The 21,818-nt window shown below is 38.8% G+C and carries 17 protein-coding genes; 14 read left to right on the top strand and 3 right to left on the bottom strand.

Annotated elements, in window-relative coordinates; genetic code table 11:
- Positions 1-227: 227 nt before the first annotated feature.
- The 10 genes from WDB87_RS03080 to WDB87_RS03035 all read left to right on the top strand — a co-directional run bounded on the left by WDB87_RS03080 (position 228) and on the right by WDB87_RS03035 (position 11,636).
- Positions 228-1,655 (top strand): sulfatase, encoded by a 1,428-nt coding sequence (locus tag WDB87_RS03080; protein ID WP_337848992.1) that lies wholly within the window; start codon positions 228-230, stop codon positions 1,653-1,655.
- Between the two features lie 16 nt (positions 1,656-1,671).
- A complete protein-coding gene (locus WDB87_RS03075; protein WP_337848991.1) occupies positions 1,672-2,835 on the top strand; it encodes a mandelate racemase/muconate lactonizing enzyme family protein in 1,164 nt (387 codons plus the stop codon).
- 17 nt (positions 2,836-2,852) lie between these two features.
- Positions 2,853-3,728, top strand: coding sequence for an SMP-30/gluconolactonase/LRE family protein (locus WDB87_RS03070; RefSeq protein ID WP_337848990.1), 876 nt, complete (start codon positions 2,853-2,855; stop codon positions 3,726-3,728).
- A gap of 198 nt (positions 3,729-3,926) precedes the next feature.
- Positions 3,927-5,498 (top strand): sugar porter family MFS transporter, encoded by a 1,572-nt coding sequence (locus WDB87_RS03065; protein WP_337848989.1) that lies wholly within the window; start codon positions 3,927-3,929, stop codon positions 5,496-5,498.
- Positions 5,499-5,509: 11 nt separating this feature from the next.
- Positions 5,510-6,289 (top strand): SDR family NAD(P)-dependent oxidoreductase, encoded by a 780-nt coding sequence (locus WDB87_RS03060; protein ID WP_337848988.1) that lies wholly within the window; start codon positions 5,510-5,512, stop codon positions 6,287-6,289.
- Between the two features lies 1 nt (position 6,290).
- Positions 6,291-7,274, top strand: a complete 984-nt coding sequence (locus tag WDB87_RS03055) for an aldose epimerase family protein (protein ID WP_337848987.1) — start codon at positions 6,291-6,293, stop codon at positions 7,272-7,274.
- Between the two features lie 124 nt (positions 7,275-7,398).
- On the top strand, positions 7,399-8,826 hold the full coding sequence (locus WDB87_RS03050; protein ID WP_337848986.1) for an NAD-dependent succinate-semialdehyde dehydrogenase: 1,428 nt from the start codon (positions 7,399-7,401) through the stop codon (positions 8,824-8,826).
- A gap of 10 nt (positions 8,827-8,836) precedes the next feature.
- Positions 8,837-10,000 carry a mandelate racemase/muconate lactonizing enzyme family protein gene (locus WDB87_RS03045; protein WP_337848985.1) on the top strand — a complete coding sequence of 388 codons (1,164 nt, stop codon included), beginning with the start codon at positions 8,837-8,839 and terminating at the stop codon, positions 9,998-10,000.
- 17 nt (positions 10,001-10,017) lie between these two features.
- Positions 10,018-11,025: a 2-dehydro-3-deoxygalactonokinase gene (locus tag WDB87_RS03040; RefSeq protein WP_337848984.1), complete on the top strand. Its 1,008-nt coding sequence runs from the start codon at positions 10,018-10,020 to the stop codon at positions 11,023-11,025.
- Positions 11,016-11,636: a 2-dehydro-3-deoxy-6-phosphogalactonate aldolase gene (locus tag WDB87_RS03035; protein WP_337848983.1), complete on the top strand. Its 621-nt coding sequence runs from the start codon at positions 11,016-11,018 to the stop codon at positions 11,634-11,636. Before WDB87_RS03040 ends, WDB87_RS03035 begins: the two co-directional genes overlap by 10 nt.
- 88 nt (positions 11,637-11,724) lie before the next feature.
- Here the strand turns inward: WDB87_RS03035 and WDB87_RS03030 are convergent, their stop codons facing one another.
- The 3 genes from WDB87_RS03030 to WDB87_RS03020 form a co-directional block, all read right to left on the bottom strand.
- Complete coding sequence (locus tag WDB87_RS03030) at positions 11,725-12,459, bottom strand: FadR/GntR family transcriptional regulator (protein ID WP_337848982.1); 735 nt, start codon at positions 12,457-12,459, stop codon at positions 11,725-11,727.
- 68 nt (positions 12,460-12,527) lie between these two features.
- A complete protein-coding gene (locus WDB87_RS03025) occupies positions 12,528-13,265 on the bottom strand; it encodes a FadR/GntR family transcriptional regulator (RefSeq protein WP_337848981.1) in 738 nt (245 codons plus the stop codon).
- A 204-nt stretch (positions 13,266-13,469) separates the two neighbouring features.
- The gene (locus WDB87_RS03020) at positions 13,470-16,310 is read right to left on the bottom strand and encodes a TonB-dependent receptor (RefSeq protein ID WP_337848980.1); all 2,841 of its coding nucleotides are present in this window, start codon (positions 16,308-16,310) and stop codon (positions 13,470-13,472) included.
- Between the two features lie 270 nt (positions 16,311-16,580).
- On the opposite strand from WDB87_RS03020, the gene WDB87_RS03015 reads away from it, so the two are divergent.
- The 4 genes from WDB87_RS03015 (at position 16,581) to WDB87_RS03000 (ending at position 21,141) form a co-directional block, all read left to right on the top strand.
- Complete coding sequence (locus WDB87_RS03015) at positions 16,581-17,783, top strand: helix-turn-helix transcriptional regulator (RefSeq protein WP_337848979.1); 1,203 nt, start codon at positions 16,581-16,583, stop codon at positions 17,781-17,783.
- 240 nt (positions 17,784-18,023) lie between these two features.
- Positions 18,024-19,217, top strand: coding sequence for a family 16 glycosylhydrolase (locus tag WDB87_RS03010; protein ID WP_337848978.1), 1,194 nt, complete (start codon positions 18,024-18,026; stop codon positions 19,215-19,217).
- 75 nt (positions 19,218-19,292) lie between these two features.
- Positions 19,293-20,258 carry a hypothetical protein gene (locus tag WDB87_RS03005; RefSeq protein ID WP_337848977.1) on the top strand — a complete coding sequence of 322 codons (966 nt, stop codon included), beginning with the start codon at positions 19,293-19,295 and terminating at the stop codon, positions 20,256-20,258.
- Between the two features lie 109 nt (positions 20,259-20,367).
- Positions 20,368-21,141: a 2-keto-4-pentenoate hydratase gene (locus WDB87_RS03000; protein ID WP_337848976.1), complete on the top strand. Its 774-nt coding sequence runs from the start codon at positions 20,368-20,370 to the stop codon at positions 21,139-21,141.
- Positions 21,142-21,818: the final 677 nt, after the last annotated feature.

Genomic DNA, 21,818 nt, shown 5'->3' with positions numbered 1-21,818 from the left:
GAGGCTAATACAGCAGTGATAATTAATTTAAAATATCATACATCATATGTTTGCAATATTGCTATGTTTTGTTTAGTGTAGCGATATTGTGATTTATAAACGTATTTTTTACAACTTAACTATAAAATTAACTAGCCATAATTATCTAATATAACCAACACGTTAGTTAAATAGTGTAATTAATATCTTTTAACTATATGCATTACTAGTATATTAAATAGGAAACTATGATGAATAAGCTACTTGTTCTTTTCTCTGTATGCTTAGGCTTTTGTGTTAGTGCTCATGCTGTGGCAAAAGTACAAACAGAAAAACCTAATATTGTTTTAATTTTTGCAGATGACGCAGGTTTTGGTGATTTTGGCTTTCAAGGTAGTACCGAACTTAAAACGCCTAATTTAGATAAATTAGCTGCAAGTGGTGTGCGCTTTACTCAAGGCTATGTGAGTGATTCTACCTGCGGCCCTTCACGCGCAGGGTTAATGACGGGTAAATACCAACAGCGTTTTGGCTATGAAGAAATTAATGTACCTGGTTTTATGAGTGATAACTCAGCATTAAAAGGTGCCGATATGGGCTTGCCGCTAGATCAAAAAACAATGGCTGATTATCTTAAAGAGCAAGGTTATAAAACAGCGGTATTTGGTAAGTGGCATTTAGGCGATGCAGATAGATTTCATCCTCTAAACCGTGGATTCGATACCTTTTTAGGGTTTAGAGGTGGTGACAGAAGCTACTTTAGCTATTCAGAACAAGAAATGGAAAATGGAAACAAACATTTTTTTGATAAAAAACTAGAACGCAACTTTGGTAATTACGAAGAGCCAAAAGAGTATTTAACCGACGAGTTAGGTAAAGAAGCTGTAAAATATATTGAAGAGAATAAAGATGACCCCTTTTTCATTTATTTAGCATTTAATGCAGTACATACCCCGCTTGAATCAGACCCTAAAGATTTAGCTAAATTCCCTCATTTAACCGGTAAACGCAAAGAGCTTGCAGCCATGACATTAGGTTTAGATAGAGCCAGTGGTTACGTACTTGATAAGCTTAAAGAGCTTGGTTTAGATGAAAATACGATTGTCGTTTTTTCAAACGATAATGGCGGCCCATCTGATAAAAACGCATCAAATAATGCACCTCTTGCGGGTACTAAGTCTAACCAGCTAGAGGGCGGTATTCGGGTACCGTTTGTAATGAGTTGGCCTAAGCATATTAAACCTGGTTCTGTGTACGACTACCCGGTTAGTACACTCGATTTACTGCCCACCTTTTACAGTGCGGCACAAGGTAAAGCGTTAGGTAGTGATATTGATGGCGTTGACTTATTACCTTATATACAAGGTAAAAATACAGAGCGCCCGCACAAAGTGATGTATTGGAAAAAAGAAAACAGAGCGGTTATTCGTGAGAACGACTGGAAGCTTATTCGTTACCCAGACCGCCCTGCAGAACTATACGACTTGAGTACAGATGTTGGTGAGCAAACAAATTTAGCAGCAAAAAATCCGCAACGCGTTAAATCTATGTTTAAATCATTGTTTGACTGGGAACTTACACTTGAGCGCCCGCGCTGGTTATTAAAAAGAAAATACGAAAAATACGATATTGACCGCATGGATAAATACCGTTTACCAGCTACTCAGCCTCAATAATACATAGGTAGTAATAATGAAAATAGAATCTGTTGAAGCGCTTTTAGGCTGCGTAGGAAAACGTAACCAGCTATTAGTAAAAGTAGTAACCGAGTGTGGGATTGTTGGCTGGGGCGAGTCAGGTCTTTCAAATCGTGAGCATGCAGTAATCGGTGCTATACAGCACTTTGCAGGCTTTTTAAAAGGTCAAGACCCTCGTAAAATTGGCCGTATTTGGCAAGAGCTTTATCGCAGTCATTATTTTGAAGGTGGCCGTGTAATTACGGCTGCTATTTCAGCGATTGATATTGCCCTTTATGATATTTTAGGAAAATCATTACAAGTGCCTGTTTATCAGTTGTTAGGGGGAAAACAGCGCGAGCACATAGCGTGTTTTGCGTGTTGTTATACTGAGGCCGATCCAGATAAATTTGATGATTTAGTAAAAGAAGCTAAAGCACTTATAGCGCTAGGTTGGACAACAATAAGAGTGATACCGAGCCGTTTTGATGATCCTGTAATTTTTGAGCCTCAAGAATCTATTACCAGAACAGCCCGTTGCTTAAATGAACTGCGTAAAGTGCTGGGACCTGATATTACACTTGGTATTGATTACCATCACAGATTAAGCGTGGCTGAAGCCGCTTCGTTTTGCCAACGTTTAAAGCCCGATACACTCGATTTTATTGAAGAGCCTATTCGCCATGAATCCCCTGATGCGTATAAAACGCTGCGTACTTTAACGCATATTCCTTTTGCGATTGGTGAAGAGTTTAGCTCTAAATGGGCAGCTAAGCCTTATATAGAGCAGGGGCTTACTCAATATTTACGTGTAGATGTGTGTAACATTGGTGGCTTAACGGAGGCGATGAAAGTGGCTGGTTGGGCTGAGGCACATTATATAGATGTTATGCCACATAACCCGCTTGGCCCTGTGTGTACAGCAGCAACAAATCATTTTGCTGCAGCGCTACCAAATTTAGGCTTAATGGAAACACACCAAGGTCCGTTTAGTGAGTTTGGCGCCCATGATCCACTTCTTTTTCCTAAGCAGCATGTATTAACAGGCAACAAGTTTGCTATTCCTGAAGTACCAGGTTTAGGTGTTGAAGTAAACGAAGCTGCGTTCAGATTAGCAACCCCTGTAGAAACCGAAGCGCCGCACTTATCAAAGCGTGATGGCTCACATACTAACTGGTAACTTGCTCAGAGAATTAAATGAATACACTTACAGCAACTGTTTTTGATAACACACTAAATTTTGTAGGCGAGGGCCCTTTGTGGCACCCGATCACACAAACGCTTTATTGGGTCGATTTTCCAAACCATATTTTGCACAGTAAAAAAGGCGACCATAAAGTTGTGCAACGCTTAGATGATATGGTTACCGCCCTAGCTTGGGTAAACAATGAAACCCTTTTACTAGCAAGTGATAAAGGGCTAAACACTTATAATACCAGCACGCATAAGCAAGCTTTTTTGTGCAGCGTTGAAGCAGATAAACCTTACAATCGAAGTAACGACGGGCGTGCCGATCCCTGGGGTGGTTTTTGGATAAGCACAATGCATACCGATGCAAAAGAAAACGAAGGAGCTATATATCGTTATTACAACGGCGTAGTTACTCAAGTTGTTAGTAATTTAACCATACCCAATGGTATTTGTTTTGATAAGTCGCGTGCTAGAGCTTATTACGCAGATTCAAAAACGCAAAAAATTTACCGATTTGACGTCGACTCACTTACGGGGTCGCCAATAGGGGAGAGCGTGTTGTTTTTTGACTATTCAAGTTCAGCTGTATCACCTGATGGCGCTGTAATTGATAGCGAAGGCAACATGTGGATAGCACTTTGGGATGGTGCACGTGTAGATTGTATCTCACCAGATGCAAAGGTAATTCAAAGCTTAGCGACGCAAACACCTCGCCCTACCTGCCCAGCGTTTGGTGATGATGGAACAACGCTCTACGTAACGTCAGCACAATATGGCTTAGAAGATGCCCCATTTGATGCCATACCTCACGGCGCTACGCTTGCATTTAAAAATGCGGTAAAAGGCGTGTTAGAGCCTTGCGTTAAAATAGACGGCTTTTAGTTTTAAGTATCCACTTTAAATATTAATTTTGTGTTTTTTTCTTACATTGATTGAATGTGGGAGGTAAAACACATTGCACATATAAACATCATATGTTTATATTGTTTTTACTAATTCTATCAATGTTATTCTTTTATATGTTGTAGAGCATTCATTGCCAACACAGTAAAAGTATAAAAATAAAATAAGGGTAATACATTGAAAGACACACACACACAATCCACAAAAGCAATTAAATACTCTCTCATTGCCGCATTTGGTGGGTTTGTATTTGGCCTAGATGCGGCAAATATATCGGGGGCGTTACGTTATGTTAGCTCGCAGTTTGAGCTAACTAGTTTACAAACAGGTAACGTAGTGGGTTGCGCCATTGTTGGCGTAATCATCGCATTGTTTTTTACTGGTACTTTATGCCAAAAATTTGGTCGTAAAAAGGTACTTGTTGGCATTGCTTTAACATATTCACTCTCTACTGTTATTTCTGCTTTTGCGCTAAGTTACCCCATGCTGGTTGTTGGCCGCTTTATAGGAGGGGTCGCATTTGCCTCTATAACTGTGTCAGCCATGTATATTGGCGAAATTGCCCCCGCTGATAAACGAGGAAAATTTGTATCGGTTAATCAGTTGCTTATAACCTTAGGTAGCTTATTTGCGTTTGTCGTTAATTACTTTTTTGTTAAAAATATGGGCTCAATTGAATGGTTAAATGAGGCTAATATTTGGCGTTATATGCTTGGCTTTGAGATTGTGCCTAATATTATTTGGTTCTCGTTATTACTGACAATTCCTGAATCGCCTCGCTGGTTAATGAGCAAAAAACGTGATGAAGAGGCACGCGCTGTATTTAAAAGTATGGGAATCAATAACGCCAATACCGAAGTAGTACTCAATGATATTAAAGCAACCATTCAAGAAGATTCAAAAAACAGTGCACTAGAGCAACTTAAAGTATTGTTTAGTAAGCCTATGCGTTTTGTTGTATTACTCGCTGTATGTTACGCAGTAGTGCAGGGCGCAACCGGCATGAACGCGGTATTGTTTTATGCGCCTACCGTGTTTGAACAAATAGGTATGAGCGTTGAAAACTCATTTTTACAAACAATAGTACTTGGTGCAGTATCTGTATTATTTACATTAGTCGCCATATTCTTTGTTGAAAAACTCGGCAGGAGAACATTAACGATTACCGGTTTATTGCTTATTGCTGTTGCACATATTTCAATTTGGTATGGCTTTGAAAATGCTACGTACTCACTCAACAGTGAAGCAATAAGCAAAGTTGCAGATCAAAAAGTAGATATTACAAAGCTGCACGTTTTCGAAAATAAAATATACAGCACTGATGTTGCGCTAAAAGCTGATTTAGCCACTATTTACAGTAAAAAAGAGCTACCAGTTGTTACCGGTGCAATTATTAATGCTTCTATAAATATTAGCCCTGCGTATGTTCTATTTGGATTATTTGCATTTTTAGCCGCTTTTAATATGTCGATAGGACCAATTATGTGGGTGATATTTTCGGAGATATTTTCAAGTCGAGTACGCAGTGTTGCGCTACCCTTTGCCGCGTTAGTACAGAGTATTTCTAGCTGGAGTATTCAGCAGTTTTTTCCTTGGCAATTAGAGAACATGGGCGCAGCAAATACGTTTTTATATTATGGAGGCGTAGCTATTGTGGGCTGTATTGTTATGGCATTTATACTTCCCGAAACTAAGGGCAAGTCTATTGAGGCCATTGAACGCGATTTGGTCCCAGGGCTTAATAAATAAGGAACATAACTATGTCATCACGATTATTAAACGAAGTTGCTATTGTCACTGGCGCAGCCGATGGAATTGGAAAAACAGTAGCACGCGTATTTTGTGAGCAAGGCGCTAAAGTGTGTGTTGCTGATATAAATAAAGAAATGGGCGAAAGTGTTGTAGCAGAGCTAAAAAGCAAAGGGTTTGATGCTATTTTTGCTCATGCAGATATTAGCGACGAAACGGCTATAAAAAACATGGTTGAAAAGGTAGTTAATGAGCTCGGCAAGCCCAGTATTTTAGTTAATAACGCCGCTTTAATTAGCCCTGGGCGAAACGTAGATGACGTTACTCCACAAATGTGGCGTGATAGCTTTGCGGTTAATGTTGAAGGTATGTGGCAGTGTGCTGTAGCCGTACTTGAGCATATGAAAGAGTTAGGCCGTGGCAGCATTATAAATGTAGGTTCTGTACATTCTTATAAAATTGTACCGGGGTATTTTCCGTATGCGGTAACTAAGCATGCGGTTATAGGGCTTACTAAAAACTTAGCCGTTGAATACGCAAAGCACAACATACGAGTAAACGCACTGTGCCCAGGTATGATAGAAACACCTATGGCGTTTAAGTCGTGGGAGCAAACAGACGATCCGCAAGCTTCACGCAAAGCAATGGGCGATGTACATCCTCTAAAACGAAATGGAACAACTGAAGAAATCGCTTATCCAGCCGTGTTTTTAGCCAGTTCAGATTCGAGTTTTATGACGGGGCAAAGCTTAATCATTGATGGTGGCCGCTCTGTAATTTATCACGATTAAAGTGCTTAACTTAACACACTGTAAAGCTCATGGGTTTGAGGCTATTTTACTAAAAAATAGTGAACTTGCTATCACAGTTATTCCTCAGTTGGGTGCAAAAGTCACTTCTATTGTAAGCTTAAAGCACAATAGGGAGTGGCTTGCTGACGATAAAAAAATCACTTTAAAAATTACAAAAAACAATGATTTTTCTGAGCATGATAACGGTGGCTGGGATGAATGTTTCCCGGGTATTTTTCCTCAGGTGTATGAACACATCCCCGATAAAACGTATTTTTCACATGATCATGGTGAGCTGTGGTGCCAAGCATGGCAAATAACGAATACCCATATTAGCGATGAAGAAATAGTACTTAGCTTACAAGCTGAGGTTTTTGACTCTACGTTTACATTTATAAGAACGTTTACCTTAAAAAAACACAGTAAACGACTACTTGTTGACTACCAAATAAAAAATAATACAACTGATAATCTTCCATTTGTTTGGTCAGCGCATCCTATTTTTGCCGTAGAACCAGAAATGCGTATTTTGATAAATAGCAAACATATAGAGTTTAAAGTTGATGAAGGGCTTAGTCGTTTTTATAACGTTAATAGTGCCTTTATTAAATGGAGTGAGTGCTCAACTAAAGTCCCGCCGCTAAATAAAGTTATGCCCTATAGTAGTGGTTTTGCAAGTAAGGTTTTTAGCAAACACTTAAATACGGGTACTCATAAAGATCAAAATATAATTGTAAAACTAGTTGATGATAAAGCCCAACAAAGCTGTGGGTTTGAATTTTCATCAGCAAGCATAAGTCACTTAGGACTTTGGTTTAATTACAATGGTTGGTCAGCCACTGGAGCTTCAGCTCCTTTTGTACTGGGGATAGAGCCGTGTATAGGTAATAGCGATTCTTTACAACATTCAATTCAAAATAGTGAACATGGCATAGTGGAAAAAGGCCAAACTAAGTTTTGGCGACTAGTATTTTTTGTTAACTAAATGTATTTTCTGTTTGCTCATTCAAACATCATATGTTTAAATAGTTGTTATGTATTAAGACCGGTGAGTCTTTCTTTAATCATTTAGCCCTAGTGGGTGTTGTAGATAATAATGGAGCGACAGAATGCTTTCTAAACAACTGTATATTGGCGGTAAATTAATAACCAGTGATGTTTCAACTGATGTTATTAACCCTGCAACACTTGAAGCTGTTGGGCAAATATCAGCAGCGGGTATAAATGAAGCGTCGTTAGCACTTGATGCTGCGCAAGGCGCGTTTGCAACTTGGTCAGCGACTCCAGCGAAAGAGCGTGCACAGTGGATGCTTAAACTGCGTGATGCTGTAATTGAAAATGAAGAGCACCTACGTGAATGCGTTCATTTAGAGATGGCAAAACCGTGGGACTCAACCGCTGATGACTATCAAATGTTGGTTGATAGTCTGACCTTCTATGCCGACGCTATTGTAAATATGGTTGATGAAGAATTAAATGACACTGAAGGTACGCATAGCCATACATTGAGCCGCGAGCCGGCGGGTGTAGCCGCTGCCTTTTTAGCGTGGAATTTTCCATTATTAAATTTAGCTTATAAATTAGGCCCAGCAATGGCAGCGGGCTGTCCACTTGTAGTAAAGCCGTCAAGCAAAACCCCTTTGTCTGCATATGCAGTAGGTGAGTTATGTGAAAAAATCGGTTTGCCAGTAGGTGTAGTTAATATACTTTCGGGTACGGATAGCACCGTAGGTGATGCTATTTCAGCGTCAACTATTCCCTCTGTACTTACTTTAATTGGTTCTACTAATGTAGGTAAGCATGTCATTGCAACAGGTGCTACGTCAATCAAGCGTTATTCAATGGAACTTGGTGGTAATGCACCGGCTATTGTATGTAGCGATGCAAATTTAGATAACGCGGCCGATGTAATTTGTGGTGTTAAATTTGCCAACGCAGGGCAAATTTGTGTTACCCCAAATCGTGTATTTGTACACGAAAGCGTTGCTGATGAATTTATTGAAAAAGTACTTACTCGTGCAAAAGCAGTAAAAGTTGGTTTTGATAAAAACGAGGCTATTGATATGGGCCCTGTTATGGATGCCAACTCATGGCAACGTATTGATGAGCTAGTGAAGGATGCTCAGCAAAATGGGGCGAAATTGCAATTAGGGGGTAAAAAGCCTGCCGGCGTTAATGGGTATTTTTACGAACCAACCGTGCTCACAAATGTTGATTCGAGCATGAAAATATACCAAGACGAAATATTTGGGCCCGTTATTAGCATTATTATATTTAGTGATAACGAGCAAGTACTTAGCGATGCTAATGACACGGATGCTGGCTTAAGCTCATTTATTTTTAGCAACAACGAAGACACCATTTCTTATTTTGCTAAGCATTTACGCTTTGGCGAAGTACAAGTAAACGGAATTAAGTACAGTATTAATTTACCGCACTTTGGCATTAAACAATCGGGTGTTGGGGCTGATTGCTCGTTATTAGCTTTAGATGATTACCTCGTCTATAAGCGTGTTTCACGTGCGTTAAAGGTTTAAGGAACAGACAATGAAAATAACTCAAATTATTAGCCACGTTTTACAATACGACCTAGAGGAAGAGCTAGGTTATTCTCAGCAGTACTATGCAAAACGCACTGCACATTTAGTTGAAGTACGTACTGATATAGGTATTACTGGCTGGGGCGAGTGCTTTGGTGGTGGCGGTGTTGCATTTGCCAATAAAACAATTGTTGAACATGTGATTCAACCGATGATTTTGGGCATGGATCCGCTCGACAGAGACGTTATTTGGCACAAAGTTTACAACTTATTACGCGATCATGGCCAAAAAGGCATGCCTATTCAGTCGTTATCTGGTGTAGATATTGCGCTGTGGGATATTGCAGGTAAGTTTTTAAATCAGCCCGTTTATAAATTGTTAGGAGGGGCTTTTAGAGAGCGAATTCCGGCTTATGGCTACGGCATGATGCTACAAAAATTCCCTAATTTAGAAGAACGCTTTACCGAAGAAAGCCAACGCATAAAAGAAATGGGCTTTACGGCCATGAAAATGAAAATTGGTCTCTCTCCTGAGCGTGATGTAAAGCTTGTTGAGGCTGTGCGTAAAGGAATTGGCAGTGATATGCGTTTAATGGTTGATGCTAACCATGCTTATACTGCGCGAGAAGCTATTCCATTAGGTCGTGAACTACAAAACTTAGGTGTTTACTGGTTTGAAGAACCGGTTGCGCCAGAAGATCACCAGGGCTACCGTGATTTATGTGAAGCGCTTGATATGAGTATTGCCGGTGGCGAAGCTGAATTTACTCGCTGGGGCTTCAGAGATTTAATTAAAAATAGATGTGTTGATTTATTACAACCCGAAGTGTGTGCGCTTGGCGGTATTACCGAATATCAAAAAGTATTGGCTATAGCGCATGCGCATTTTGTTCCTGTAGTAAATCATGTGTGGGGCTCAGCTGTTGCCGTAGGTACTAATCTGCACTTATTGGCAGCCCTTCCCGATTTACCTGGGGCTGCACACCCTGTACAGCCTATGCTGGAATACGATACAACACCTAACTTGTTTAGGGAGCAGTTACTGCAAGAGTCGTTAAACATAAATGAGCAGGTTAAAAATAACAATGGCACTGTTGCACTTCCAAAAGGCCCAGGTCTTGGAATAGAGCCAGATCTTGACTTTATTAAACATTACGAAGTATCAATTTAATAGTTAAGGACAGCTTGATGAACAACAGCAATAGTAACTTACCGGTGCTGATTGTTGTTGATTGGGGAAGCTCTAATTTTAGAGCTTTTTTAATCAATAACGAAGGCACTATTTTAGATACAGTGACCGGTGAGCTTGGTGTATTAAATATAAAAAACGGATGTATAGAAACCGTGTTACTTGATTATATATCATCGTGGATAGCAGACAAGAAGTTACCCATTATGATGGCTGGCATGGTGGGCGGTGCAATTGGCTGGCAAGATACAGGTTACGTAAATACACCTTGTACCTCAGCTGATATGGCAAATAATTTACAGCTTGCAAAAAACAAATCTAATTTAAATATTCGTATTGTTCCTGGCGTAAAGTATGTGATGGAGAATAACGTATGCGATGTAATGCGTGGTGAAGAGGTACAGGTGTTTGGTGCTGTTTTAGCCGTGGAAAAGCACTCTGGTGAACTTACTAATAAAACATTGAGTGAAACAATGTTTTGCTTACCTGGGACGCATTCAAAATGGGTTCAAGTTGCAAAGGATACCAAACAAAAAACGGTTATAACGAGTTTAAGTACATTTATGACTGGCGAAATGTTTAATTTGCTGTCTAAGCATAGCATTTTAAGCGATGGCCTAGATTCATTAGATATTACCCAGACAGACATACCTAGTTTTATAAGAGGGGTAGGTGTTAGTCAAACTAAAACTAGCTTATTGAGCGCTTTATTTAGTGCACGCACATTAAAATTAGATAAGCAGTTATTAGCAGAACATGTGCCAAGTTATCTTTCGGGTTTATTGATTGGCGCCGAGCTTGCGGGTATCAAAACCCAGCTTAACGATATTAAACATGTCTACCTGATTGGTAATTCAAGTTTAAACACACTTTATTGCGAAGCCCTAAAAGAGCTCGGTTTTACGTCTTCTATTTTAAGCAGTGCAACCGCTTCTACAATAGGCATGTTTACGCTTGCTGTAAAAGCAGGGTTGATCACTGATAAGGAAAGTCAAAAATGTCATTAATTTCACTCACACAAGCAATGAAGCAATTACCATTAGTTGCTATTTTGCGCGGTATTACACCCAACGAAGTACTCGATTATGCAAAGGTGCTTATTGATATCGGTTACCGCGTTATTGAAGTGCCATTAAACTCTCCAGATGCTTTTAAAAGCATTGAACTGTTAAGCGGCAAATATGCTGATATTGCGATTATTGGCGCAGGCACCGTTGTTACCAAAAACGAAGTTGAAAAAGTGATTGAAGCGGGCGGGCGTATTATTATTTCGCCGCATAGCGATGTAGAGCTGATCCGTTTTAGTAAATCAAAAGGACTGTACTGCGTACCAGGGTTTTACACGCCGACAGAAGGGTTTGCTGCATTACATGCCGGGGCAGACGCGCTTAAGTTTTTTCCAGCAGATACAGCCGGCCCAAAAGGTTTAAAAGCAATTACAGCCGTGCTTTCGGGTATTAATATTTACCCTGTTGGTGGTGTGTCACCGAAAAATCAAGATGAATTTGTTAATGCGGGGGCATCTGGTTTTGGCTTAGGTAGTGGCTTGTACAAAGCAGGCATGGGCTTAGAAGAATTTACAGCTAATGCCAAAAAGTATGCAGCATACTACTTATAAATAATTAAGTTTTAAAAGCGTTGTGTGTTTGCGGCATTAGCTAATCATTCCTCTCACTTTAAATGATTTGTTAGTGCCGCTATTTAATTCAGATATTCATTAATTTGGCTAAATTAGCTTTAGCATCTGCTAATAGTTTTTCGGTTAAAGCAAGCGCTTTATCGCTGTCACCTTTTGCAATTGCATCAAACACTTCTTTGTGAAATGGAATCGAGGCATGGTTACTTTCTGCACTTTGGTTAGTTACTTTAATACTCACAAGTAAAGCTGAAAAAATAACACACTCCATAGATATAAATAGTTCATTGTGTGAAGCGCGAAGTATAGCACCATGAAAATGTGCATCAGCAATCACAAATTTATCTAAATCGCTTACTGAGCTTTGCATTTCATTTAACGCATCTTCAATGGCTTTAACATCTTCAGGGGTTGCACGCTGAGCAGCGACACTTGCAGCTTTTGGCTCAAATGCTAAACGAAACTCCATTAATTGAGTTAAAAACTCAGGGTTAAGCGGGGCACTTAAATGCCAAGCCAATACATCGTCATCAAGTAAAGCCCAGTTGTCACGGGTTTTTACGCGGGTTCCTATACCTCTGCGTACATCTAAAAGGCCTTTACCAACAAGAATTTTTACTGCGTCGCGAACAACGACTCGACTTACTTGAAAGCGTTCAGCTAAGCGGTTCTCATCGTCAATTAGTGTACCAGGAGTGTAGGTGCCAGCAACAATTCTACGACCTAATTCTTTTGCTACCTGAACAGGTAGACTCGGTGACATCGCATTGCTGCGTCTTAGATCGTAGTACGTTAGTTCGCTCATAGTATCTTCGTGTCCGTATAATTTATTTATACGTACTATTTATATGAATTTGCGACAATAAACAATGGCTATTTATTATTTACTGTCGCGGAAAGGCGAAAACTGGCGTCTTTGAGGAGTTTTTCGGTTAGTAGTTCAGCCTTATCGCCATCTTTTGCAGCAATAGCTTCGTACACTTCACGATGAAATGGAATAGATGCACCATTATCACGTGGGTCTTTATTCGTTACTTTAATACTCACTAAAAGAGCTGAATAAATAACGCCTTCCATTGAGGCTAAAAAGCTATTTTGAGCAGCTTTTATAATGGCTTTATGAAAAAGGGAGTCTGCAATAATAAAATCTTCTGCACTGTTATCGGTTTTTGCCATACGCTCGCATGCCGTGGCTATTTCGATTAAATCTTCAGGTCGTGCGCGCTCTGCAGCCCAGCGAGCAGCTTTTGGCTCAAAAGCCAAACGTACATCCATTAATTGCTCTAAAAACTTGCGATTAGGTGGCGCTGATAAATGCCATGCTAAAACGTCATCGTCGAGCATATTCCATCTATCTCGAGGTAGCACACGAGTACCAATACCTCTGCGTACATCTAGGAGCCCTTTGCTAACTAAAATTTTAACAGCATCGCGCACAACTACACGACTCACTTGGTAGCGTTTAGCTAATGCATCTTCATCATCAATTAAGTTGCCTGCTTCAAATGAGCCAGACACAATGCGCCTGCCAATTTCTTTAGCAACTTGCACAGAAAGGCTTGCTGCCATTCCAGATGTTTGTTTAAGGTCGTAATATATAAGTTCGCTCATACTTAATATATAAACATAATATGTTTATATAGTCAACGTAACATAACCTATAATAAAGAATATTAGCTCCATAGATTTAAATGCAGGGGCGGAGGTAAAGGCCTATATTGATGGCTAATATACATAATTTAAGCCTACTGCTTTTGCGAAAAAAGATCGCGTAAAAGCGATCTTTATTGCAATTTGGAATATTTATTTTAGTACTTAGAACTTGGCGCGTAAGCCTATTCGATATCGTGGGCCTGTGTACTGCACATTTATCACTCTCTCCTCTATATCTGCGTACTGATAAACGCGTTCATCAGTTATATTTATTGCTTCACCTGTGATCGTAAAGTTATCATTTAGTGCATAAGACATACTAAAGTCAAGCTGACCATAGGCTGCAGTGTGCTCTGGTAATCCGCCACTTTTTACACCAGCTCGGCTACTTAAAAAGTCATCGCGCCAGTTATATGCTAAGCGTGCTTGAAATGCATTTTTGTCGTAGTAGGCAACAATGTTATATGAATTTTCGGCAAACCCCTCCAGCTTATCACCTGGGTCAGTTACACCAGGGAGGTCTATCTTTTGAGTGTTATTGTTTTTAGTGTCGGCCCACGTATAATTTGCTTGTACCCCTAAGCCATTTAAAAAGCGCGGTAAATAGTCCATATTATGTTGTAAAGCTAACTCTACCCCGCTAATTGTTCCGCCAGGTTGGTTTTGTTTAGTATTAATGGTTTCGTTAACATTTCCGTACCCATCGATACTAACTGAAGAATCAACATATTGCTCTCCATCCCAAATATCAGGGGTACTATCTAGGTAGGTAACTTGCCCAATTGAACTCGATATATCTTTTCTAAAAAAGTTAATTGCGTATGCATCACCACTGTCACTGTAATATTCAAAAGATAAGTCATATTGGTTGGCTTTATAAGGCGCTAAATAAGGGTTTCCACCTGTTTGCGAAAAACTGCCCGCTTGCATATCAGTATAGGTTGTTTGCACACCAATATCGTCGATGGCAGGGCGAGACATCACTTTTGCAGCTGCTGCTCTGACTAATAAATTATCTGATAAGTTAATACTAAAATTAGCGCTGGGTAGCCAATTGGTATAACTATTTTCTGCTTCAAGAATTCCTGAATCTGTATACTCTACAACTAATAATGGTTGGCCATTATCAAGCTCACCTGTATACCCTAAGCGGCGTTTTCCATATCCTGAAGATTTTGTTTCAGTTTTTACATAACGCACACCGAAATTACCACGCCAATCATAATCATTAACCAAGCCGCTAAAATTAAATTGACTATAAGCACTTATTTTTTCTTCAGTTACTTTTGATGATGCGATCTCATTATATTGCTCATTTGGCCAATTGGGGTTTTTTGTCATTTGGGCAATTGCACTATGATATTTATTGATATCTGCAAACAAAAAATCACGAGGGAAATTACCTTGCTCGCTACTTAAAAAGTCTGAATAGGGGCTTGCTGAAAATATATCATCTGGCATGTCTCTAAGCTCACCACAAATATCGGCATCTGGCGCAACTAAACCACAGTTATCTTCATGGAAAGTTTCATAGCGATCTCTTATTTTTTCACGGTCCGAGTACGCAATCCCAAAATCGATTGAATCGAGGGTTAGGCTTTCAGTGAACTCTAGATCGAGTAGGTATTTTCCTTTTGTTTGTAGCTCCGTAATTGTGTCTTCTAATTCATAATGTGAAACTTGGTTCCAGTGAGCCCTAACGCTTGACGGCGAAGCATAATCGATAGTGGTATTTAAATTTACGGTGTCAGTGTTTCTAAAATCGAAATTTAAACTATCGTTTCGATCTGGTGAAATATAATTCGGCACTAATAGATCGCTACGCGGCGTTGATTTAGATGTTGAATGGGCTATGTCGAATTCGAGCGTTAATAAATCAAATTCCTTTACAGAATTAAACCCAAATGCCTGCGTTTTTGATTTTGATTCAAGCTCTTGGAACAAACCATCAATTCTAAAATCGACATTCTCTCCGGTTCCTCCCTGTGTTCTACCTGAAAACTTAGTACCTGACAAAATAGTACCATTGTCTGATACAACTACATTTCGCCAATTAGGATACTGCAAACCAGCTTGTAAACCTTGCGTTTGCGTTTCTACCGAGAGGTCGGTATACATGTAATCAAACGTATTGGTAAAGCTTGAATCGGGCGCCCATTGTAAGCTGGTATTAACACCTATGCGTTCACGGCTTTCTTGACCTAATGCGTATTCAATTCGCCCGGCATGGCGAAGCATACTGGGTGTAACCACATCACCATTTAGATTATGAATATCGCCTTCAATAACGCCGGGTTCATTATTAAGCAATAACCAACGAGTTGTACCCATTGAGTCGTATCGGTTATCACTTTTTTGTTGCGATAGCGCAATGTTAAAGCCAAGTGTTTCATCAGCAAAGGTATTGCTAAACAAAGCAGAATATTCAGGGCTGCTCTCGCCAGATAGATCACTATATTTAGCATTTATTGAGCCTAGTATGTGCAATCCGGGGTTATCTAATGGACGTGCGGTTTTAACGTTGACATATGCGCCAATACTTCCTTCTGGCGTTTTAGCTGTAGGAGATTTTACGACGTCTGCACCCGATATGAGCTCTGCAGCTAATACCTGAAAATCAAAAGAGCGGCCTATTTCAGACGTTGCCAGTGTGCGTCCGTTTAAAGTAACAACGTTAAATTCGGGACCAAAACCGCGGACTGTTATTTTTGAGCCTTCGCCATTAACGCGATTAATTGATACACCAGGTATACGCTGTAAGGATTCGGCAACATTTTGGTCAGGAAATTTACCAATATCTTCAGCAACAATACTGTCTTGAACACTATCACTGTAGCGCTTTAGTGATGATGCAGCCTCTAGGCTGGAGCGCACGCCAGTCACGACAATTATTTCTGTATCATCATTGTCCTTAGCGGTAGCAGAAACATCAGAAGCGTGTGCGGACGAATAGCTTGATAGTGAAGTTAATATAGCAAGTACTAGTTTCTTTTTAATGTGCATTGTAACTCTCCTTATTGTTATAGATAGAAGTCAGTGTATAAATAGTAAAACCGCGGCCTTACATTTCACGAATCTAAACATCATATGTTTATGCGTCAAGCAAAGAATTTATTTAGCTTTATTATTTTGTTGTTACAATTTGGCGCTTATTTAAAAATACCTGAATGAAATACATTGAATTTAACGCTTTAGTTACAATTTATTTCTGGCCTATTTGTTATATTTATATAAACATACTATGTATTGTTTTTGGGTATAAGGCGAAAAGGTGTGATAGACAATCTATTGACGTGGGGGGTATTTTTGCGTTGCATCGTGCCAATGTTAGTTGCAACTATTTTTTTTACTGCGTTTGTGTACTTTTCTCTCGAGCGACGGCGCTTTAGTTCGTCGTATAACTATTTTGCTGTGTTTTTTGCAACCTTTATTTTCTATTTATGCGGCCCTGCTTTTAATATTCTTCCTATTGAGTACGCCAAGCCTTATATCCAATTAGGGCGAACAATTTTATTTTTTTGGATTGGTTTACCTTCTCTGATAATAGCACTTTTTAGATTTTCGAATGTTATATTACCTAAGCCAGTTATGTGTTTTAGTTACAGCTTTGGATTAGTTTTTTCATTGTGTTTTTTAGTTTTAACAGAATTACAGCATCCTAAAATTAACGTACTTGAAGACTTTGGGGTAATAATACCGCCCATTGGCTGGCTTAAACTAACTCATATTTACCAACTCCAGAGCATCACCTTTATGGTTTTGTTAATTATCCCATGTTGCTATCTATTGCTGAACACAGCAAAATCACAAAACAAAGGTTATATATACAGCGCAATTAGTTTAGGTTTTATCGCCATTTTTGGCAGTATGGCAGAGCATTGGGTTACGTATTATTCAGGCACTAGTCTATGTGGATTAATCTGGCTCGGTACTATGTTAAAAGGTATGCAAATTGAAAATTACCTCATTGAAACTAAAAGCAATCTTGCTAATCCTTTACAAATAACCACTTGTCAAAATAAACAAGTACTTAGCTCACCTTTTAACTCTAATGAAACTAATTTCAGCAGGCAAGTAAACTCATCGCTTTGTAAAAGTAAACAGCAACAAGAAAATAATAATGAGTATATCGATAGTAAGATGAAGCAGGCTCATATTAATAATTGCGTTGTAGAAAATGCACTTCTATATATAGAAAACAATTACTACAAAGATATAAATATAGACACGGTTGCTCTTTCCGTTGGCGTAAGTCGCTCTTATCTTGTTAAGCAATTTAAGTTAGCTACGGATGAGACAATCAATAATAAAATTGTTGAAGTAAGAATAGAGCAGGCTAAAAAAGTATTACTAAAAAAGTCTGTTACAGAAACAGCTTACGAAGTCGGTTTTAATAACTCAAACTACTTTGCGACGGTTTTTAAAAAACGAACAAACTACACGCCCAAGCAATTTAAACGTACTTTTTCCAGCTAAAACTACAACTAAATAACGATTAAAAGCCATTTTTAGAGAACAGTAAAACCATTTTTTGAGGTTTGGTGTTGTATATAAATATTAAATATACCCACTCGCTCAGCTTAATTTTTTGCGAGTAGTGAGAGTTAGCTTAACAGGTAAGTTTTACGTATCTGTATATCTAAACTAATCGAATATAACACTGTATCTATTGCTGAGCTGTGGCTCAGTTCACACCAACAAAGGATGGATAAATAAATGAAACCTAAAAATATTGTGATATTCCCTCTATCAGCATTAAGTATGCTTATATTAAATTCAGCAGCTCAAGCGGCTGATATACAACCACCTATTGCAAAACCAGGCGAAACATGGATTTTACAAGCGAAGCGCTCAGATGAGTTTGATATAAAAGATGCTACAAAGTGGAACTTTCAAACCGAAAACTATGGTGTATGGTCGTGGAAAAATGAAAATGCGACAGTATCAAACGGAAAACTAAAATTAACCACTAAAAGAGAGTCTCATCAGCGTACATTTTGGGACGGTTGTAACCAGCAGCAAGTTACAAATTATCCACTTTATTATACCTCGGGTGTTGCTAAATCAAGAGCTACAGGTAACTACGGTTATTACGAAGCAAGAATTAAGGGAGCGAGCACATTTCCTGGTGTATCTCCTGCGTTTTGGATGTATAGCACCATTGACCGTTCATTAACGAAAGAAGGGGATGTCCAATATAGCGAAATAGACGTAGTAGAACTTACTCAAAAAAGTGCCGTGAGAGAGTCTGATCATGACTTACACAATATTGTGGTAAAAAATGGCAAACCAACATGGATGCGCCCAGGCTCGTTTCCTCAGACAAACCATAACGGATACCATCTACCTTTCGATCCTCGAAATGACTTTCACACCTATGGTGTCAATGTGACTAAAGACAAAATCACTTGGTACGTAGATGGTGAAATTGTGGGCGAAAAGGATAACTTATACTGGCATCGTCAAATGAATCTCACATTATCACAAGGCTTACGCGCGCCGCATACACAATGGAAATGTAATCAATTTTACCCATCAGCGAATAAATCAGCCGAAGGCTTCCCAACATCAATGGAAGTTGATTATGTAAGAACGTGGGTAAAGGTGGGCAATAACAACTCTGATCCAGGCGAGGGGCAGTCATGTCCTAACACTTTTGTAGCTGTTAATAGTGTTCAACTAAGTGCAGCAAAACAAACACTTCGAAAGGGCCAGTCTACAACGCTAGAAAGCACAGTTCTTCCAAACTGTGCAACCAACAAGAAAGTCATTTATTCATCAAGCAATAAGAACGTGGCAACTGTGAACAGTGCTGGAGTTGTAAAAGCGAGGAGCAAAGGCACAGCGACTATTACGGTTAAAACTAAGAACAAAGGGAAAGTAGATAAATTAACCATAACGGTTAATTAAGCTTACAAATCCTGGCCTCGAAGGATTGAGGCACTTTATTTATAGGTTTCAGGCATCTACTTCTTTGGAGGGGGTATGAAAAAGATAAATTTAAACGGCAAGTGGATAATTGGCATTAGTTTACTAATTATTAGTGGTTATGCTTATTTAATACAAGCAAGTGACAATGAGCAAGTTATTGAAGAAACTTCTGCGAAAATGCATTTTGAAATAAATAATACGAAACACTCAAAAGAAAAGCTTAAGTCTAAAGCTTCACATGCAAAAGATCTTGAAAAAGAAAAGCCAACCTATAAGGCCATACTTGATAAGGCGTTGTTAATCAAAGATAAAGAGTTACGTATAAAAACCATAAGCAACCATTTACTTAATTGGGCCAAAGACGCACCATATGAATGTGTCCATTGGCTGGATGAGCAATATGAAACGCCAGAGTACATGTTATATGTAAGCCAAGTAATACATTTCTTAATTACAGATGACTTATCGCTAGCTGGAAGCATTATTTTAAATTTTGAAATACTTCATTCAGATCAAAGTATTGTTGATGACTATTTGAGCAGCCAAGTAGCTGTATCGCCCTATGACGGGATCGAATGGTTGAATAACTTAAATAATGAAAAAATTAAACAAGAGGCAGAGTTCAGGCTTTTACAAAGCTGGGCTAACTTAGACCCAACGCAGCTATTAAATTACCTTGAAGTCCACACTGAGATAGCCGGTAACAAGCGACATATTATTCAACACCAACTAGCGCAAACTCTTACTAAAAATAACTCGCAGCAGGTACAAGATGAGTTTTATAGTTATCCTCCATCATTTCAACCTAATCTAGCTTATTCTGTTATCAGTCAATGGCCAGAACATGAATTAAGTGATGCACGAGAATGGATATTTACCCTGGAAGGCGAACAATCGAAGTATTTCGCTATCAAAAGCTATATCGACTATACAGGCACATCTAGCGCAAATATGAATGAATTAATTGAGCAAATCCATAGCCCGACATTACGCGCGTATTTATTAGAAAGGTTACAATAGATGCTATTAAGGTAAAGATAGTATGTTTATTGGTGTATCCAAGGTATTATTAATCTAACCATAATTTTCTCGTCACAACACAAGTGGTGTATTACCTAAAGGCAATAAAATGGACAATTCAGAAAAGTTTAAGCATATAGCCGCACACTTATTAAGCAAAAGAGATAGCCGTAATGGCGTTTCTGATCTCCCTGATGGTTTAACGCCAGGCTCGATTGAAGACGTTTTAGCAATTCATAAATTGATGATAAAGCTAAATGATGGGAAAGTTTACGGTTGGAAATGTATGCTTCCGCCAAGCAATGGAGCAATTACTTTAGCGCCGTTGCTTCATAAACCAATTAATGACACTAATACGTGCTCGTTAAATACAAAAAATAACAAAGCGCTGATAGAGCCTGAGATTGCTTTTATATTAAACAAAGACTTAAGTGCGTTGAAGGTATATACAAATGAACAAATAGATAATGCTGTAGGCAGTGCGCATCTAGCATTAGAGCTTATTGAAAACAGGTTTAGCAAGCAATACGAAGCTACACAGTTTGAAAAACTTGCCGACGGTTTATCTAATCAAGGTGTGTATATCGGCCCAGAAGTAAGCCTAGAAAAAGCATATGAGAGTAATAATATAACGCTTATAGTGGAGCAAGAAGGCGACAATAGCTTTATTGTTACAGGACAGCACCCCGGCCAGTTACCTCAGTTTCCCTTGTATTGGGCTATTAATTTTTTATCTGCAAATGGGTTTAAGTTAGAAAAAAACCAAGTGTTTATAACCGGCTCATATAATGGCCTTATGGAGATGGATATAAATAAAGAGATAAAAATAACATATGAAGAGCTGGGTGAAATAAAGGTTAAATTTGAAACAAAACTCATTTAAACCCTTTACCTAGATTGTATGATTTAGCTAGCGGACTTTAATAAATCACAAATTCAGGAACTCACTTTATGGTATTTTACGAGCACCTATTGGCACTGTAGATGTTGCAGGTTTAATTCGTAAATTACCTTTACTAAGTCCAGTTTTAATCCTTTGTACATTGCGTGGTTTAATTGCTTAAACTTTCCAATATTTATAACGCCTTCACGAAGGATGGTTGGCAAATTGTAGCCAGCACTATTTGATTTTATGGCTGGTAGTATAGGTTAAATAACAAATTGTATTTCCCAGTGCTCAATAGATATAGGATTATAATCTAAAAGTACAAAACGGAAGTAAACTTCTGGTTTGTAAGCCTATATTGCTATATTTAGGAATCAAACTTCCGTTTATAGCGCTTAAAGGTAGTTATTGGAAATATGCTTCTGTTTTTTATTAACGTAGATAGGCTATATGAGCCACTTTTCGGGGTCTTATTTGAGTGAGAAGAAGATGGTCAGTTAAACTCGTTTTTGGACAAAAACGCGTCAGTGTTTTTTCTAATTTATCTATCACCGAATAACTTTAGATATCCCAAAACGCAACCAGACACAGTTGAGCAAAGTGCCTGGTTTGGAAGGAATTGGGCATAATCGCGTATCCTCGATACTACTATATCAGGTTCACTTTATGCAGTG

Source organism: Pseudoalteromonas sp. C12FD-1, assembly GCF_037414265.1.
Lineage (GTDB): Bacteria > Pseudomonadota > Gammaproteobacteria > Enterobacterales > Alteromonadaceae > Pseudoalteromonas.
The sequence above is the reverse complement of the archived record's forward strand: the minus strand, read 5'-3'. Positions and strand labels throughout refer to the sequence as shown.

Coding starts and splice junctions, on each gene's coding strand:
- WDB87_RS03080 (WP_337848992.1), top strand. CDS start 228: ATGATGAATAAGCTACTTGTTCTTTTCTCTGTATGCTTAGGCTTTTGT.
- WDB87_RS03075 (WP_337848991.1), top strand. CDS start 1,672: ATGAAAATAGAATCTGTTGAAGCGCTTTTAGGCTGCGTAGGAAAACGT.
- WDB87_RS03070 (WP_337848990.1), top strand. CDS start 2,853: ATGAATACACTTACAGCAACTGTTTTTGATAACACACTAAATTTTGTA.
- WDB87_RS03060 (WP_337848988.1), top strand. CDS start 5,510: ATGTCATCACGATTATTAAACGAAGTTGCTATTGTCACTGGCGCAGCC.
- WDB87_RS03050 (WP_337848986.1), top strand. CDS start 7,399: ATGCTTTCTAAACAACTGTATATTGGCGGTAAATTAATAACCAGTGAT.
- WDB87_RS03045 (WP_337848985.1), top strand. CDS start 8,837: ATGAAAATAACTCAAATTATTAGCCACGTTTTACAATACGACCTAGAG.
- WDB87_RS03040 (WP_337848984.1), top strand. CDS start 10,018: ATGAACAACAGCAATAGTAACTTACCGGTGCTGATTGTTGTTGATTGG.
- WDB87_RS03035 (WP_337848983.1), top strand. CDS start 11,016: ATGTCATTAATTTCACTCACACAAGCAATGAAGCAATTACCATTAGTT.
- WDB87_RS03030 (WP_337848982.1), bottom strand. CDS start 12,459: ATGAGCGAACTAACGTACTACGATCTAAGACGCAGCAATGCGATGTCA.
- WDB87_RS03025 (WP_337848981.1), bottom strand. CDS start 13,265: ATGAGCGAACTTATATATTACGACCTTAAACAAACATCTGGAATGGCA.
- WDB87_RS03020 (WP_337848980.1), bottom strand. CDS start 16,310: ATGCACATTAAAAAGAAACTAGTACTTGCTATATTAACTTCACTATCA.
- WDB87_RS03010 (WP_337848978.1), top strand. CDS start 18,024: ATGAAACCTAAAAATATTGTGATATTCCCTCTATCAGCATTAAGTATG.
- WDB87_RS03005 (WP_337848977.1), top strand. CDS start 19,293: ATGAAAAAGATAAATTTAAACGGCAAGTGGATAATTGGCATTAGTTTA.
- WDB87_RS03000 (WP_337848976.1), top strand. CDS start 20,368: ATGGACAATTCAGAAAAGTTTAAGCATATAGCCGCACACTTATTAAGC.